Raw genomic sequence first — 15,192 nt, forward strand, 5'->3', positions numbered from 1 at the left:
ACGGAGGGCGCACCACCGGGCGGCGCCCACCACGACTCTATGTCTACCGGATGCCGGACGTGCTCCCGGCAGCCCGTCCAGCCTTGCGCGGCCCTCGTCGGCTCTCACGCGCCACGGGGCAGGGCCTCCTCGCCCACCTCCAGCTGACCGAGGTGTTCCTCGGGTGCGGCCCCGAGCGAGGGTGATCCCGCGGACGGCCCTCCGGCGGGGTGGGCGGGGCACAGGGGGTGGATGGGCCAACGGCGGTGGTCCATCCTCGGCCACGGGAGAGTCACCTCCACCGAGACGCCGGCCGGGGGCGAGTGCCCCTCGAGCACGCCAGTGACGAAGAGCGCCACGCTCCCCACGACGATGTGCGCGAGACCCGGAGGCAGCGCGTCGTGGATGCCGTCCGGCGGCAGCGGCAGTGCGAGGGCGGGCTCGGGGGCGGCCTGGCTCATGACGACGGGCCAGGCGTCGTCCCGGTCGGCCCGGTGCCGCTCGAGGCACCACAGGCAGGGCCCAACGGCCGAGCCGTCGACCAGGGGGCCGACGGTCGTCCGCGGTGCCGCGGGCGTGACCGGCAGGTGCGGGACCCCGTGGCGCAACCACAGGTCGCCCCGACGCGGGTCGACGACGGGGGAGCCGAGGAGCACGACGAGGTCGGGTCTCGGGTTGCAGGGTGCCGCGACGGCGCGGTCGACCGCGGCACGTCCGTGCGCGACCGTGAGCCCGGCGTGGGTGAGGGCGTCGGCGATGCGGGCGGACACGTCGCCGCAGCCGTCGACGACCACGCGCCCCGGACCGCTCCGTCCAACGCCGCAGGCGCCGGTGTCCCGGTCGGCGAGGACGCCGAGCTGGGTGACCATCTCGAGCAGGGCGCGCCACCGCGCGGGCGCGATGCCGGCCTCGGCGGCCATCCGGTCGGTGGCCACCAGCGGCAGCGCACCGTCGAGCCGGGCGAGCAGCCCGGCCTCGGTGGGCGTGATGCCGGTGACGACCGGCCCTCCTGGCAGCACACCGAACTGGACCTCTCCGCGTCGTCGCGTCAAGGGCCGCAGCCAGATCGGCACGCGGGGATGTGGTGGGACGGCAGCAGTGGACATCGGGACCTCCAGACCCGGTGGCACCGCCTGCAGCGCCACCCTCACCCGTCAGGCTGGCAGCCGCGAACGGGTCTGCGCGGGCGTCGTCCACAACGTCCGCGGGCCGGTGGCGGGCGGCCGGGGACGCGCGAGGGGGCGGGACCGTGTGGTCCCGCCCCCTCGAGTGCGGCGTTCAGCGACGCCGCCGCGACCCGGTCAGGCCTTGCCCAGAATGCGGTTCAGGTTGGTGCCACAGACGGGGCACTGTCCCTTGGCCATGCGGCGACCGTTGTCGGACACGACAACCTTGCCCTCGGCCTCGCGCTTCTCCTTGCACTTCACGCAGTAGAACTCGCCCTTGTAGGTCTCGTCAGCCATTGATGTCTCCTTGTTGACGGCGCCCATCCGACGGGCGCCTCGACTCGTTCAACCCTAAGGCACGCTGAGCACGAATTCATGCTCATCCCCGCTTGGCGCGCCCGCCGGCGATGCGCTAAGAGGCCACGAGCACACCGACGGGGGCGGCGAACGCCGGCACTGTCACCGCGCTGTCCTACCCTGCCCTCATGACGACGACGGGACGCGAGGTGGTGCACACGGTGGTCGACGGCGTGACCGTCGAGGTCCGCCGCAGCGCCAAGCGTCGTCGCACCGTCTCGGCCTACCGCCAGGAGGGGCGCCTCGTCGTCCTCGTCCCGGCCCGCATGAGCAGGGCCGAGGAGGGGGAGTGGGTGCGCACCATGGTGGCGCGGGTGGCGGCCTCCGAGCAGCGTCGCCGACGCACCGACGGTGACCTCGAGCAGCGGGCGCTCGCGCTCTCGCGCGAGCACCTCGGCGGCCGGGCCGTGCCCTCCAGCGTCCGGTGGGTGTCCAACCAGCGCTCGCGGTGGGGGTCGTGCACGCCTGCCGAGGGCTCGATCCGCTTGTCCGACAAGCTGCGTGGCATGCCGGGGTGGGTCGTCGACTACGTCCTGCTGCACGAGCTGGCCCACCTCCTGCAGCCCGGTCACGGGCCCGAGTTCTGGGAACTGTTGGGCGGCTACCCCCGTCTCGAGCGAGCCCGCGGCTACCTCCAGGGCGTCGCTGCCACAGCGGGACTCGACCTCAGCGACGAGTGACCCGTCCCGGCGTCGGCTGACGGCAGGCGATTCCGTATGCCATCAGCGCGCGGGCCGTCGAACTGCCCCGCCGCTCAGCGACGTTCGCGACGGTGCCGCGCAGGTCGGGCGGGCCGTGTCGGGGTGCGAGGTCAGCCGGCTGTGCTGCCTGCGGTCAAGCGGCGGGCGGCGTCGACGAGGGGACGCAGGTCGTCCCGGGTGCCTTCGGGCAGCCCGTCCACCGGCCACCACCGCACGTCGATCGACTCGCTGCTGATTGCGCTCTCGACGCCGCGCGGCGCGACGGCGGCGAACCTGACGTCAAGGTGCTCGCGGCAGGTCCCGAAGTCGCCGAGCAGCACGTGCCGGTCGAGCTGGACGATCTCCGGTAGGGCCGTCAGCTCGGGGATGCCGGACTCCTCGCGGCCCTCGCGGGTCGCCGCGTGCCACACCGACCGGTCACCCGGCTCGAAGTGGCCGCCGAACTGGAACCACTGCCGGGCCTTGCGGTGCAGGGTCAGCAGCGCGGAGCTGCCCGACTCGTCGAGCACGATCACACTGCCCGTCAGGTGCGCCGGCGGACCGGCCTTGCTCATCGCGTCCGGATGGCGCCGAAGGTGCTCGAGGAACTCGGCGCGCAGCCGCTCCTGCTGGTCGTCCGGCGGGGTCCACGCCTCGAGCCGGTCCACGGCGTCGTCGTGCAGCCATCGCCAGCCTGCCGGCTGGGTCACCGCGCCGCGCCGGGGTCGTCGCCGTCGGCGTCGCCCCGCTCGCGGTCGGCCTCCTCGAGGATGCCCTTCAGCACCGAGTCGAGGTCGGCGCCGAAGCCCTCGCCCAGCCCCTCGGGCACAGGGGTCGCCCCCTCGGACGCTGTCTTCGCCGTGCCGCTCTCGCCGGTGGCCCGCTCCACGAAGCCGATCACGTCGTCGAGGTCGGCCGAGGTCGGTGCCAGGTCCGGGTGGGCCCATCTGCCGTCGCGCAGCTCCGCGCCTCCGGCGCTCTCGAGGGCCGCCCACAGGTTGGCGGCGTCGCGCAGTCGGCGCGGCCGCAGCTCGAGGCCGACCAGCCCGGCGAAGGTCTTCTGTGCCGCGCCACCGACGCGACGGCGCCGGATCGTCTCGGCCAAGGCGGCGGACTGGGGGAGGTGACGCGCTGTCGTGCGGTCCGTGACGTGGTCGACCCACCCCTCGGCGAGGGCGAGGAGCGTCTCCAGACGGTCGAGGGCGGCCCTCTGGGCGGGGGTCGGCTGCGGCCGGAACAGGTTGCCCTGCAGAGCTGCTCGCAGTGCCTCGGGGTCCGAGGGGTCGATCGTCGACAGTGCCGACTCGATGGCGTCGGTGTCGATGGTGATGTTGCGGGCGTAGTCGGAGACCGCCGAGAGCAGCTGCGGGCCGAGCCACGGCACCTGCGCGAAGAGCCGGACGCGGGCTGCCTCGCGCACCGCGAGGTAGAGGCGCACCTGTGCGACGTCGATCTCCAGGGAGTCGGCCAGCTGGGAGACGTTGCCGGGCAGCAGGGCCACGACGCCGGGCTCGGTCAGGGGCAGCCCGACCTCGGTCCCGCTGACGACCTCGGTGGCGAGGGTGCCCACGGCCTGGCCCAGCTGGGCGGAGAACATCTGGCGGCTCAGGTTGCCGAGCATCGGCGCCCACTGCTCGACCATCTGCCGAGGGTCGAAGCCCTCCGGCAGGCCCTCGGGCAGCGCCTCGCCGAACGCCTCCGGTCCGAGCTCGCCCACCTGCTTGCGCATCGCGTCGGACGTGGCGGCCGTGACGCCGTCGGACACCGGCTCGATCAGCTCGAACCAGCGGGGCATGGTCGCCTCGACCCACTCCGCACGGCTGAGCCCGGTGGCGCGCCAGGACGGGGACGCCAGGGTGGTCTGCTCGTCGAGCCACAGGGTCGCCACGGCGACCGCGTCTGCTACGGCGCGTGCCGCCGCCTCGTCGTGGACGTCGTTGCCCTCCACGCCCATGACGTGTCGCCGGGCCACGTCGGTCGCGAGGTCGCGTGAGCCGGTGGGCGACTGCTGCGCCGCCATGAAGGTGCCGAGCTGCGCCCGCATCGCCGCCTGCGTCGCGGGGTCGCGCGGGTCGACGCCCATGCTCTTCATCGCCTCCGCGAGCTCGGGGTTCTCGGCGGCCTCGCCGAGGACCTTCTCGAGCATGCCGGCGAGGTCGGAGGGGTCCATGCCACCGAGGTCGGGCAGACCCGGGAAGCCGCCGCCCTCTCCGAAGCCGCCTCCGAACCCGGTGCCGAAGCCGCCGGCGGGTCCGGCACCGAACCCGACCGGGCCGGAACCACTGCCGGGAGAGCCGGAGCCGGGCCGGTTCAGCGGCAGCCCGAAGGGCGAGTCACCGGGCTCGCGTGCCCCCTCGGAGCCGCCCGTCGGGCCCTCCTGCTCGGTCGCGTCCGACCGGTCGGTGCCGGGCTCGTCGTCCCGGGCATCGTCCCGCTCGCCGTGCGTCTCGTCACCGCGTCCACGGTCGTCGGCCATGCCTGCTCATCCCCACTCGAAACTCTGGTGTCGAAGCTCTGGTTGCGGCCATGTGGCCCTACCCAAGACAACCACGGATGGGGCCTGTTGGTTCCCCCTGCCCGGGGCGACGCGGAGCAGGGCCCGGCCCGGCGGCATACGATTGCGGGCGTGACGGTCACCCTTGCCGAGATCCGCGAGACGCCCCTGTCGGTCGACGAGGTGCTCTCGAGCGTCTCGTCACCGCGAGCAGGCGGGGTGTGCCTGTTCGTCGGCACGGTCCGTGACCACGACGGCCCCGAGAGTCATCGGAGCGCGCCGGACGAGAACCAGCAGGACAACCCAGGCAGCCGGGACAGCTGGGACAAGGCGGTCGCAGCCCTCGACTACTCCGCGCACCCGCAGGCCGCGGACTCCGCGCGAGCCCTCGCCGAGCGCCTGGCCGCCGACGGTCGCGCGGTGCGCATCGCCGTCGTCCACCGGGTCGGGCACCTCGAGGTCGGTGACGTCGCGGTCGTCGTGGGCGTCAGCGCCGAGCACCGGGGCGAGGCCTTCGAGGTCTGCCGTGAGCTGATCGACGAGTTCAAGGCCACCATCCCGATCTGGAAGCACCAGCAGTTCGCCGACGGCGCGGACGAGTGGGTCGGCCTGCCGTGAGGACGATCAAGCGGGTGCCGGAGCAGCCTGCCGGCACCCAGCCGCCCACGCGCGCCGCGGCGCACGACGACGGCGGCCGAGGCCGGCTGACCCGCGGCAACAAGGCCGTGCTCGCCGGCTTCTTCCTCTTCCTCGTCATCATCGTCGTCGGCTCGCTCGTGCACCTGCCGTATGCCGTCATGAGCCCTGGGCCGACCGAGAACACCCTCGGGGTGTCGGGCGACGACGGCAAGCCGATCATCTCCGTCTCCGGGCTGCCGACCTACCCCACCGACGGGGCGCTGCGGTTCACCACCGTGCGGGTCGAGGGCGGACCCGGATACCCGGTGGACGTCTGGGACGTGATCCAGGCGTGGATCGACCCCGCCCGCGAGGTCCTGCCCGTCGACCAGGTCTTCGACCCGCAGGTCACCAAGGAGCAGGTCGCCGAGGAGAACGCGATCCAGATGGAGGGCTCACAGGAGGAGGCGACCGCCGTGGCCCTGCGCGCCATCGGCCAGAAGGTCCCCACCCACGTCGCCATCGCGGGCATCACCGACGGCTCCAAGGCCAAGGGCCTGCTCGAGGTGGGGGACCGGCTCGTGCGCATCGGCGCCGAGCCCATCACGGACACCCAGCAGGTGCGCGACGTGCTGCAGCGGACCAAGCCGGGCGAGCCCGTGTCGATCACCGTCACGCGCCAGGGCAAGGAGACCACCGTCCAGGTGCCGACGATCAGCGGGCAGGGCGGGCGCACCGCCCTCGGCGTCCTCCTCGGACTCACCCACGACTTCCCGGCCAAGATCACCATCGACGCCGGCGCCATCGGCGGCCCCTCCGCCGGCCTGATGTTCTCCCTGGGCATCTACGACAAGCTGACCCCGGGACCGCTGGCAGGCGGCAACCAGATCGCTGGCACCGGCACCATCGACGACGCGGGTGCGGTCGGACCCATCGGCGGGATCCGGCAGAAGCTGGCCGGCGCGCGTTCCGACGGCGCGCATCACTTCCTGGCGCCGGCCGGCAACTGCGATGAGGTCGTCGGCCATGTCCCCGACGGCCTGACGGTCTTCAAGGTGGGCACGTTCGACGAGGCACGCACCGCCGTCGAGGACATCGCCAAGCACCAGACGGGGTCGCTGCCCCGCTGCTGAGGGCCTCTTCTCAGGCCCTGCTCAGTCCTCGAACGAGGCCTTGAGCGCCTCGACCAGACCCGGTGCGATGTCCTTGCCCGTCGCCACCGCGTCGTCGGAGTCGTGCTCGCGCTGACGGAGCAGGCAGATGGAGGAGCCGTCGCGCAACACCGCGACGAGCAGCCGCACGTCCTTGCGGTCGGGGTGCGCGGCCAGCTGCTCCACCGCGTCCTCGCCGCGCGACGGCAGCTCGCGCTCGGCCTCGGGCGGCACCACCATCCGCTCGATGGCGAAGGCACACCCGTCGACCTCGGCCGGCCAGGCCAGCCGACCCAGCAGCGACTCGAGCGAGCTCGTGGCAGGCAGGCCCTCCTGCTCGATCGCCGTGAGCGCCCCCTCGGCGAGGTCGGCGGGCCCCATCTGCGCCCGCAGCTGCGGCTCCCGCTCGAGCAGGTCGGCCGTGCGCACGAGGGCGAACAGGCGCGCGGGCTGGTCCCAGCCCGCTGCCGCGACGTGGCGCTCGGTGTCGAGCGCGGCGATGGCCAGGGGGTCGATCACGGGCTGAGAGTTCACGCCCCCATGCTGCCGTATGCCGTTCAGGTCACGTTGCCGCGGCTCCCCGCGGGAACCTCAGGGGGGCGGGTTATGGTTTCCGCAGGCAGCCAGAGGAGGCCGCCCCGGGTCCGCCGACGACCTGCCCGCCCCAGCACCCAAGGCAACTCCACGTGAGCGACAGCAACTTCGGCCCTCCGCCGGGCAACTTCAACGACGACGACTCCGGCCCGCCGCGACGGGGCGATGCCGAACGGTTGGCCCCGACCCGGCGCCCGCTCGTCACGGCTCTGGTGATCGCGGCGGCGCTGCTCGTCGTGATCGCGATCGCAGCGCAGTTCTGGACCGAGGTGCTCTGGTACCAGTCGGTCGGCTTCACCGGCGTGTTCACCACCCAGCTCGTCACGAAGGTCGTCCTCGGCCTCATCGGTGGCCTCGTCACCGCAGCCATGGTGTGGTCGAGCATCCACTTCGCCTACCGCAGCCGGCCGATCTACGCCCCGTCGCCCGACACCCAGGCGATGGAGCACTACCGGCAGCTCGTCGAGCCGATGCGCCGCACCGCGACGGTTGCCGCGCCGCTGGCGGTGGGCCTCTTCGCGGGGCTGTCGGCAGCGACCCAGTGGGACACCTTCCTGCTCTGGCGCAACTCGAACCCGTTCGGCACCAAGGACCCCGAGTTCGGCCTCGACATCGGCTTCTTCGTGTTCGACCTGCCGTGGATCAACTTCGTCATCGCGTTCTTGACGATGACGCTCGTGATCGGCTTCATCACCGCCGCGTTCACCCACTACCTCTACGGCGGCATCGTCGCGGGCAGCAAGATGCGCTCGACGCAGGCGGCCCGCGTGCACCTGTCGGTCATCGCCGCCGGCCTCGTGCTCGTGCGCGCCGTCGCGTTCTGGGTCGACCGCTACAACCTCGCAACGGCCCAGTCGACGAAGATCACCGGCATCCAGTACACCCAGGCCCACGCCGACATCCCCACCAAGGGGATCCTCGCGGTCGCGGCGGTCATGTGCGCGATCATGTTCCTCACGACGATCTGGACCCGCTCGTGGCGCCTCCCGCTCGTCGGGGTCGCGGTCCTGGCCGTCATCGTGGTCGCCGTCGGCGGCATCTACCCGGCGCTCGTGCAGTCGCTGAAGGTGCGCCCCTCGGAGAAGAACCTCGAGCTCGAGTACATCCAGCGCAACATCGACGCGACACGGGCGGCCTACGGGGTCGACGGCATCCAGGTCGCGTCCTACGACACGAAGACCGTTGCGCAGCCCAACGCGCTCCGCAGCGACGCGGACACCATCCCGGGCATCCGCCTCATCGACCCCAACATCGTCAGCCCGACGTTCAAGCAGCTGCAGGCGAGCAAGGGCTACTACCAGTTCGCCGACGTGCTCGACGTCGACCGCTACCAGATCGACGGCAAGCCGCAGGACACCGTGATCGCCGCGCGCGAGCTCGACCTGAGCGGCGTGCCGGAGGGCCAGCGCAACTGGCTCAACGACCACACCGTCTACACGCACGGCTACGGCGTCGTCGCGGCCAAGGGCAACACCCGCGAGAGCGACGGCAGCCCGGACTTCCTCGAGTCGCAGATCGGCACGCAGGGCGCCCTCGGCAAGTACGAGCCCCGCATCTACTTCGGCGAGAGCTCGCCCGAGTACTCCATCGTCGGCGGCAACAAGCAGGAGTTCGACTACCCCGACCCCAAGGGCACTGGCCAGATCAGCTACACCTACGCGGGCAACGGCGGGGTGCCGCTGGACGGCCTCAAGCGGCTCGCGTATGCGGTGAAGTACCGCGAGATCAACTTCCTCCTCTCCGACGCGGTGACCAACGACTCGCGCATCCTCGACCACCGCACGCCGCGTGAGCGCGTGCAGCGCGTGGCCCCGTGGCTGACCCTCGACGGCAACGCGTACCCCGCCGTCGTGAACGGCCGGGTCCTGTGGATCCTCGACGGCTACACGACCTCCTCGGACTACCCGTACTCGGAGAGCACCACCCTGGACCAAGCGACGGAGGACGCGGTCACGAGCACGCGCAACTCGGTGCGCGCCGTGCAGGGCGGTCAGGTCAACTACGTGCGCAACTCGGTCAAGGCGACGGTCGACGCGTACGACGGCACGGTCACGCTCTACCAGTGGGACCAGCAGGACCCCGTCCTCAAGGCCTGGATGTCGATCTTCCCGGGCACCGTCAAGCCGCTCAGCGACATCAGCGGCGATCTCATGTCCCACCTGCGCTACCCCGAGGACCTCTTCAAGGTGCAGCGGGACCTGCTGCAGCGGTACCACGACACCAACGCGGGCTCCTTCTACGGAGGCAACAACTTCTGGCGCGTCCCGGACGACCCGACCCAGGCCGAGGCGCTGCCGCAGCCGCCGTACTACCTCTCGCTCGCGATGCCCGGGCAGGGCAAGCCGGCCTTCTCGCTCACGTCCACCTTCATGCCCACCGGCGACCGCAACGTGCTGTCGGGCTTCCTCGCCGTCGACGGCGACGCGGGCTCCCAAACCGGCAAGAAGTCACCGAGCTACGGCTCGATGCGCCTGCTCGACATGGGCGGCGGTACGGTGAGCGGGCCGGGACAGGTCTACAACGAGATGCGCAGCTCGGCCGTGTCGTCCAAGGATCCGCAGCTGCCGACGACGCTCGCGCAGTACATCGGCACGACCAACTCGAACGGCAATGCGGTCATCTTCGGCAACCAGCTGACCCTGCCCGTCGGCGGCGGACTGCTCTACGTCCAGCCGATCTACTCGCAGGCGCGCTCGCAGTCCGGCTCCTACCCCCGCCTCGTCGCGGTGGCCGTGGCATTCGGCAGCAAGATCGCCTGGGCCAGCTCGCTGGACCTGGCCCTGAACGACCTGTTCGGTGGGTCCTCGGGCGCCCCGGCCGGCGACAACGGCACCACTCCGGTGCCCACGCCCACCCCGGGGAGCACCGCGACGCCCACACCCAACCCGTCGGCGACCGGTCAGCCGGCCCCGTCGGGAGCGAGCTCCGCGGCGCTGACGCAGGCGCTCAAGGACGCGGAGTCGGCCTACGCCGAGGGGGAGGCTGCGCTCAAGCGCGGGGACTTCACGGCGTACGGGCAAGCGCAGACCAAGCTGAAGGACGCTCTCAAGCGGGCCGTGGACGCCTCACCCCAGTCGGTGCCGACGACCAAGCCCTGACGGGGAGACCGGCCGGACCCACCACCCGAACCCGACCGGGAACCTCTCGAGATCACGACTGCGGCAGCAGGCCAACCGCCTGCTGCCGCAGTCGTTTCCGTATCTCGCGGGCTTCTCCGCCGTCGTGGGGACGTCTCGATTTGGTCCTCTGGCCGGATTCGCGTAACGTTGCTCTTGCCGACGCGGGGTGGAGCAGCTCGGTAGCTCGCCGGGCTCATAACCCGGAGGTCGCAGGTTCAAATCCTGCCCCCGCTACTGATCGCGTCAGCGAGACGAAGGGCCCGGAGAGATCCGGGCCCTTCGTGCGTTCCGTGGGGTTCGTCCCCGCCCCCGGACGGCGGGGACGAACCCGGTCAGACGGTGGCGACGAGCGCGCCCACGGCTGCCTCCTCGGGCAGCTCGAGTGAGAAGTCCGCCGGCAGCCCCTCGACGGTGACCGCGCCGAGGGCATCCACCGCGACGGAGACCGTGGCCTCGCCGACCCGCAGACCCGAGACCGTGAGCGCCCCGAACGGCAGTGGCGAGGGCGGACGCACGGTCATGCGTCGGCCCGGCACGTCGACCGTGACGCCGAGCGCGACTGTGAGCATCGCCATCGCCGAGGCCGCTGCCCAGGCCTGGGGCCGGCAGGAGGCGGGATAGGGCGCCCACTGGCCGATCGTCGCCGGGTCGGCCAACAGCTCGGGGAACCGGTAGCCGAAGGCCTCGCCGAGGTCCAGCAGCGCGGACACGACCGAAGCGGCCTCGGCCGCATGGCCTTCGCGTGCCATGCCGAGCGCGCAGATGGCGGTGTCGTGCACCCAGACCGAACCGGTGTGGTAGCCGATGGGGTTGAATCCGCCGTTGTCGCTCGCGAGGGTCATGATGCCGAAGTCGCCCAGCATGGTCCTGCTGACGAGCAGGTCGGTGACCTGCTGCGCCTCCGACGGCGTGAGGGCTCCGGTGCCGAGCGCATGCCCCATGTTGGACCCGACCCCGTCCACCGGGCGTGCGGTGCCGTCGATCGCCATCGCCAGGTAGCGCTGCTCGGGCGGCCCGACCCAGAAGCTGGAGCGGATGCGCTTGGACAGCGATCCGGCCCACCCCTCGAGCTCGGCCGCCCGCGCGGCGTCGGAGGCAGGCAGGTCACCGAGCTCGCGCAGCAGCGCGGCGGCGTCCATGGCGGCCTCGACGGCATACGCCTGGGCTTCGACGAGGGCGATGGGGGCGGTGGCCAACGTGCCGTCACGGAAGCGCATCGAGTCGCCGGAGTCCTTCCAGCCCTGATTGGCCAGGCCGCGGCCGCTCTCGTCGACGTACTGGATGAAGCCGTCCTCACCGGGCACGGCGATCTCCGTGAGCCAGGAGGCGGCGGCCCGGAGCTCGGGCAGCAGGGACCGGACGTCGTCGGAGGGCATTCCCCAGCGCCAGGCGTCGTGCAGCAGGCAGATCCAGAGCGCCGTGGCGTCCACGGTGCCCCAGTAGACCGTGGGGAGGGTGAAGTCGACGGTGGCGTCCTCGTAGGTGGTGCGGCGCAGCTCGTGAGGGATCTTTCCCGGTGCCTCCGCCGTCTCCGGGTCCCACCCGGTGCCCTGCCGGCGCGCCAGGCTGCGCAGCGTGCCGGCCGCGAGGTCGGTGCCGAGGGGGAGCATCATCCGCGCCGTCCAGAGGGAGTCGCGTCCGAAGAGCGTGAGGTACCAAGGGGTTCCGGCGGCAGCGAAGACGTCGCGAGAATCCACAGGGTCGCGCAGGAGCAGGCTTCGCAGGTCGGCCAGCGACGTGTCCAGCAGACGTGCGAGGCGGGGGTCGCCCGCGTCCACCCGGAGGCTCTCCGGCCAGTCGACGGCGTCCGACCCGGAGTCGGCGGGGAAGTGGCTCCGGGCAAGGCGCTCGGTGCGCACCTCGACCTCGACCTGTGCCTGCGAGCCGGCAGCGACTGACAGGGGGAAGGTCGCGGTGACCCCCTCGAGGCCCACCTCCAGCGTCGCGGGGGCGGGGGAGAAGGTCACGACGGTCCGCAAGGCCTCCGTCTGCCAGGAGACGGCGGCAGGGGCTTCGGGAGCCTGCTCCGCGGCCGGGGGTCCCGCTTCGACGTGCGCCTCGAGCAGCTCTCCGGTGGCCACGCCGGCCTTGACGGGGCCGATGTCGGCGCCGTCGCCGCCGATCCTGATGACCAGTGGGACGTCGACGCTGCTGGACGCGCGCGAGGCAACGCGGACGGTCTCGCGCAGGGCGCCACCGGCCACCAGGCGATGACGGTGCAGCTCGACGGTGGGGTCGGGCCCCGGGTCACCGAGTCCTCTTGCGGAGGTGAAGAACTCGCTGCGGGCCCCACGGCTCGAGTGCGCGACCTTGACGGGGCGCGCGCCGCCGAGGGTCATGGTGAAGAGCGAGACGACGCGCTCGTCGTCGACGAAGAAGCCGTGTGCCCCGCGGCCGGTCATCGAGCCGTCGGGATCGCTCAGGGCGGTGCCGTTGCCGTCGACGCAGATCGACAGGTCGTGCAGCCACGGCTGCTGACCCTGGGGCTGCTGCGGCGTGGACGGCTCTGCGCCACTGGCGCTCTCGTTCCCGTGGTCGGTCACTGGCACTCCTGCTCGGGTTCGTTCGTGCGGCGACGACGAGGAGGAGAGACCTGCTCTTGACACCCCCGCGCCGAGAGCACAGTATCCGGATCGTCAAATATGCGTTTAAATCGCTACGGTTTGAACGTTCCACTCGACAGAGACGGCGTCAAGGGTGACTGCGAGCTCTCCCCGCTCCCGGCGGGCGACGATCATCGATGTCGCGCGTGCTGCCTCGGTCTCACGCCAGACCGTGAGCAACGTCGTCAACACGCCCGAGCGGGTCGCCCCCCACACCCTGGCCCGCGTACAGGCGCAGATCGAACGCCTCGGCTACCAGCCCAGCCGCGCCGCGCAGACCCTGAAGCAGGAGCGCGCCGGCGCGTGGGGCATCGAGCTCAACTCCGCCGGTTTCGGCCGCCTCGGCGCGATCCTCGACACCTTCCTCGTGGAACTGACGGCGGGGGCGGCCGCGCACGGCTCACACGTCGTCCCCTTCACGGCGCCCGACCCGCTCGAGCCGATTCCCGCCTACGAGCGCTTCGTCGCGAGCCGCGTCGCGGACGGCTTCGTGCTGACCGACACGCGCAACAACGACCCGCGCCCGGCCTGGCTCGAGGCCCACCACGTGCCGTATGCCGCCTTCGGCCGGGTCTGGGACGACCCGAGCATCACCTCGTGGGTCGACGTCGATGGAGCAGCCGGCATCGAGGCCGCGGTCCGCCACCTCGCCGACCAGGGGTACGAGCGCATCGGCTACCTGGGCTGGCCGGAGGGCTCACCCGTCGGCGACGACCGCAGGTCCGGTTGGAGCCGGGCCACGGCGGACCTGGGCCTCGCGCACCCGGAATGGGAGGCGCGCACCCCGCAGGTCCTGGACGCCGCCTCCTCCGCCGCGGCGGGGCTCCTCGACGCCGTGGGTCCCGGGGGCGCCCTTGTCTGCGCCTCGGACACGCTGGCCCTCGGCGCCTGGCGGGTCCTGGTCGCGCGTGGCCTCGAGCCGGGCCGAGACGTCGGGCTCGTCGGCTTCGACGACACCGACATCGCCCAGGCGCTCGACCTGAGCAGCCTCCACCAACCCCTCGACCGGGTCGCCGACCGCGTGCTCCACGTGCTCGGCGCCCGTTCCGCCTCCCGCGACCCAGCGGGCGGTCTGCTCCTCCCACCAGAGCTCGTCGTCAGGTCGAGCTCGAAACCCGCGGGCGACCGCACCACACGGAAAGAGAAGTGACATGAGAGCACGCACCACGCGCGGTGCAGCCGTCCTCGCCCTGGCAGCCACCGGGGCGCTGGCCCTGAGTGCCTGCGGCGGCGGTGGCTTCAGCAGCGCCAACGACAAGGCGCCGCAGAGCACCGCCAAGGGCCCCGTCAAGCTCACCGTCATGATCGGCAGCTCCGGCGACGCCGAGACCGCGGCGGTGAAGCAGGCCACCGAGGCCTGGGCCAAGAAGTCCGGGAACACGGTCGAGGTCATCGCGGCCTCCGACCTCGGCCAGCAGCTGGGCCAGGCCTTCGCCTCGACGACGCCCCCGGACCTCTTCTACACCGACGCCTCCAAGGTCGGCACGTTCGCCAAGGCCGGCAACCTCTACCCCTACGGCGACCAGGTCAAGGACGCCGGCTTCCTGCCCGCCCTCGTCCAGGCCTTCACCTACGACAACAAGTTCTACTGCGCGCCGAAGGACTACTCGACCCTCGCGCTCGAGATCAACACCGACCTGTGGAAGAAGGCCGGCCTCACCGACGCCGACATCCCCAAGGACTGGGCGAGCCTCGAGGCCGTGGCCAAGAAGCTCACCTCCGGCAAGGTGACGGGCCTGGTCATCGGCAACGACATCAACCGCAGCGGTGCCTTCATCAAGCAGGCCGGTGGCTGGATCGTCTCGCCCGACGGCAAGACGATGACGGCTACGAGCGCCCCCGCCAAGGAGGGCCTCGCCGAGGTGCAGAAGCTGATGAAGGAGGGCGTCCTGAAGTTCAGCACGGACACCTCCCCGTCGACCGGCTGGGGCGGCGAGGCGCTGGGCAAGGGCGTGGCCGCCATGACCATCGAGGGCAACTGGATCAGCGGCGCCAAGAAGGACTTCCCGAACCTGAAGTACAAGGTCGTCGAGCTGCCGGCGGGCCCCGCCGGCAAGGGCACGCTGCTCTTCAGCAACTGCTGGGGCATCGCCGCCAAGTCGCAGCACCAGGCGCAGGCCGTCGAGCTCGTCAAGTCGCTCATCACGACGGACCAGCAGATGGCCTTCGCCGACGCTTTCGGCGTCATGCCCTCCACGGAGGAGGGCGCCAAGGCGTTCGCGGCCAAGTACCCGGAGTCGAAGGCCTTCGTCGACGGGGGCCAGTACGCGCAGGGCCCGGTCAACCTGCCCGGCTTCGACGACGTGATGGCCAAGTTCAACTCGGAGCTGGCCGGACTCGGCAAGGGCGGCAACCCGAACGCCTGGCTCGAGGAGCTGCAGAAGAACGGCACGGCGGCGCTCGCGGGCTGACCGGTCACCGATCTCCACCC

12 protein-coding genes and 1 tRNA gene are annotated in these 15,192 nt (G+C 71.9%); 7 read left to right on the forward strand and 6 right to left on the reverse strand.

Features of this window, described 5'->3' with window-relative positions; translation table 11 throughout:
* Window positions 1–104: 104 nt before the first annotated feature.
* Both AB0316_RS10620 and AB0316_RS10625 read right to left on the reverse strand, forming a co-directional pair.
* On the reverse strand, window positions 105–1,085 hold the full coding sequence (locus tag AB0316_RS10620) for a hypothetical protein (RefSeq protein ID WP_366272984.1): 981 nt from the start codon (window positions 1,083–1,085) through the stop codon (window positions 105–107).
* A gap of 195 nt (window positions 1,086–1,280) precedes the next feature.
* Complete coding sequence (locus AB0316_RS10625) at window positions 1,281–1,442, reverse strand: DUF5679 domain-containing protein (protein WP_020143053.1); 162 nt, start codon at window positions 1,440–1,442, stop codon at window positions 1,281–1,283.
* A 188-nt stretch (window positions 1,443–1,630) separates the two neighbouring features.
* Between AB0316_RS10625 and AB0316_RS10630 the strand changes: the two genes are divergently transcribed.
* On the forward strand, window positions 1,631–2,182 hold the full coding sequence (locus AB0316_RS10630) for a YgjP-like metallopeptidase domain-containing protein (RefSeq protein WP_366272985.1): 552 nt from the start codon (window positions 1,631–1,633) through the stop codon (window positions 2,180–2,182).
* 131 nt (window positions 2,183–2,313) lie between these two features.
* Here the strand turns inward: AB0316_RS10630 and AB0316_RS10635 are convergent, their stop codons facing one another.
* Together AB0316_RS10635 and AB0316_RS10640 are read right to left on the reverse strand one after the other, a co-directional pair.
* Window positions 2,314–2,892: an NUDIX domain-containing protein gene (locus AB0316_RS10635; RefSeq protein WP_366272986.1), complete on the reverse strand. Its 579-nt coding sequence runs from the start codon at window positions 2,890–2,892 to the stop codon at window positions 2,314–2,316.
* The gene (locus AB0316_RS10640; protein ID WP_366272987.1) at window positions 2,889–4,658 is read right to left on the reverse strand and encodes a zinc-dependent metalloprotease; all 1,770 of its coding nucleotides are present in this window, start codon (window positions 4,656–4,658) and stop codon (window positions 2,889–2,891) included. The genes AB0316_RS10635 and AB0316_RS10640 overlap by 4 nt, the downstream gene beginning before the upstream one ends.
* A 150-nt stretch (window positions 4,659–4,808) precedes the next feature.
* Here AB0316_RS10640 and AB0316_RS10645 point away from each other — a divergent pair, with 150 nt between their 5' ends.
* A complete protein-coding gene (locus AB0316_RS10645; RefSeq protein ID WP_366272988.1) occupies window positions 4,809–5,294 on the forward strand; it encodes a molybdenum cofactor biosynthesis protein MoaE in 486 nt (161 codons plus the stop codon).
* Window positions 5,291–6,427, forward strand: a complete 1,137-nt coding sequence (locus tag AB0316_RS10650; protein ID WP_366272989.1) for a PDZ domain-containing protein — start codon at window positions 5,291–5,293, stop codon at window positions 6,425–6,427. The genes AB0316_RS10645 and AB0316_RS10650 overlap by 4 nt, the downstream gene beginning before the upstream one ends.
* Before the next feature lie 21 nt (window positions 6,428–6,448).
* On the opposite strand, the gene AB0316_RS10655 is transcribed toward AB0316_RS10650, so the two are convergent.
* Window positions 6,449–6,979 (reverse strand): PPA1309 family protein, encoded by a 531-nt coding sequence (locus AB0316_RS10655; protein WP_366272990.1) that lies wholly within the window; start codon window positions 6,977–6,979, stop codon window positions 6,449–6,451.
* 152 nt (window positions 6,980–7,131) lie between these two features.
* Between AB0316_RS10655 and AB0316_RS10660 the strand changes: the two genes are divergently transcribed.
* Together AB0316_RS10660 and AB0316_RS10665 are read left to right on the forward strand one after the other, a co-directional pair.
* Entirely contained in the window at window positions 7,132–10,137 is a 3,006-nt protein-coding gene (locus AB0316_RS10660; protein WP_366272991.1) for a UPF0182 family protein, read from the forward strand.
* 181 nt (window positions 10,138–10,318) lie between these two features.
* Window positions 10,319–10,392: transfer RNA gene (locus AB0316_RS10665), tRNA-Met, on the forward strand.
* 98 nt (window positions 10,393–10,490) lie between these two features.
* Here the strand turns inward: AB0316_RS10665 and AB0316_RS10670 are convergent.
* Window positions 10,491–12,701 (reverse strand): glycogen debranching N-terminal domain-containing protein, encoded by a 2,211-nt coding sequence (locus AB0316_RS10670; RefSeq protein ID WP_366272992.1) that lies wholly within the window; start codon window positions 12,699–12,701, stop codon window positions 10,491–10,493.
* Window positions 12,702–12,855: 154 nt separating this feature from the next.
* Between AB0316_RS10670 and AB0316_RS10675 the strand changes: the two genes are divergently transcribed.
* Window positions 12,856–13,911: a substrate-binding domain-containing protein gene (locus tag AB0316_RS10675; protein ID WP_366272993.1), complete on the forward strand. Its 1,056-nt coding sequence runs from the start codon at window positions 12,856–12,858 to the stop codon at window positions 13,909–13,911.
* Between the two features lies 1 nt (window position 13,912).
* Entirely contained in the window at window positions 13,913–15,172 is a 1,260-nt protein-coding gene (locus AB0316_RS10680) for an extracellular solute-binding protein (RefSeq protein ID WP_366272994.1), read from the forward strand.
* The last annotated feature ends 20 nt before the right edge of the window (window positions 15,173–15,192 follow it).

This window comes from Terrabacter sp. NPDC080008, from assembly GCF_040702505.1.
Lineage (GTDB): Bacteria > Actinomycetota > Actinomycetes > Actinomycetales > Dermatophilaceae > Terrabacter.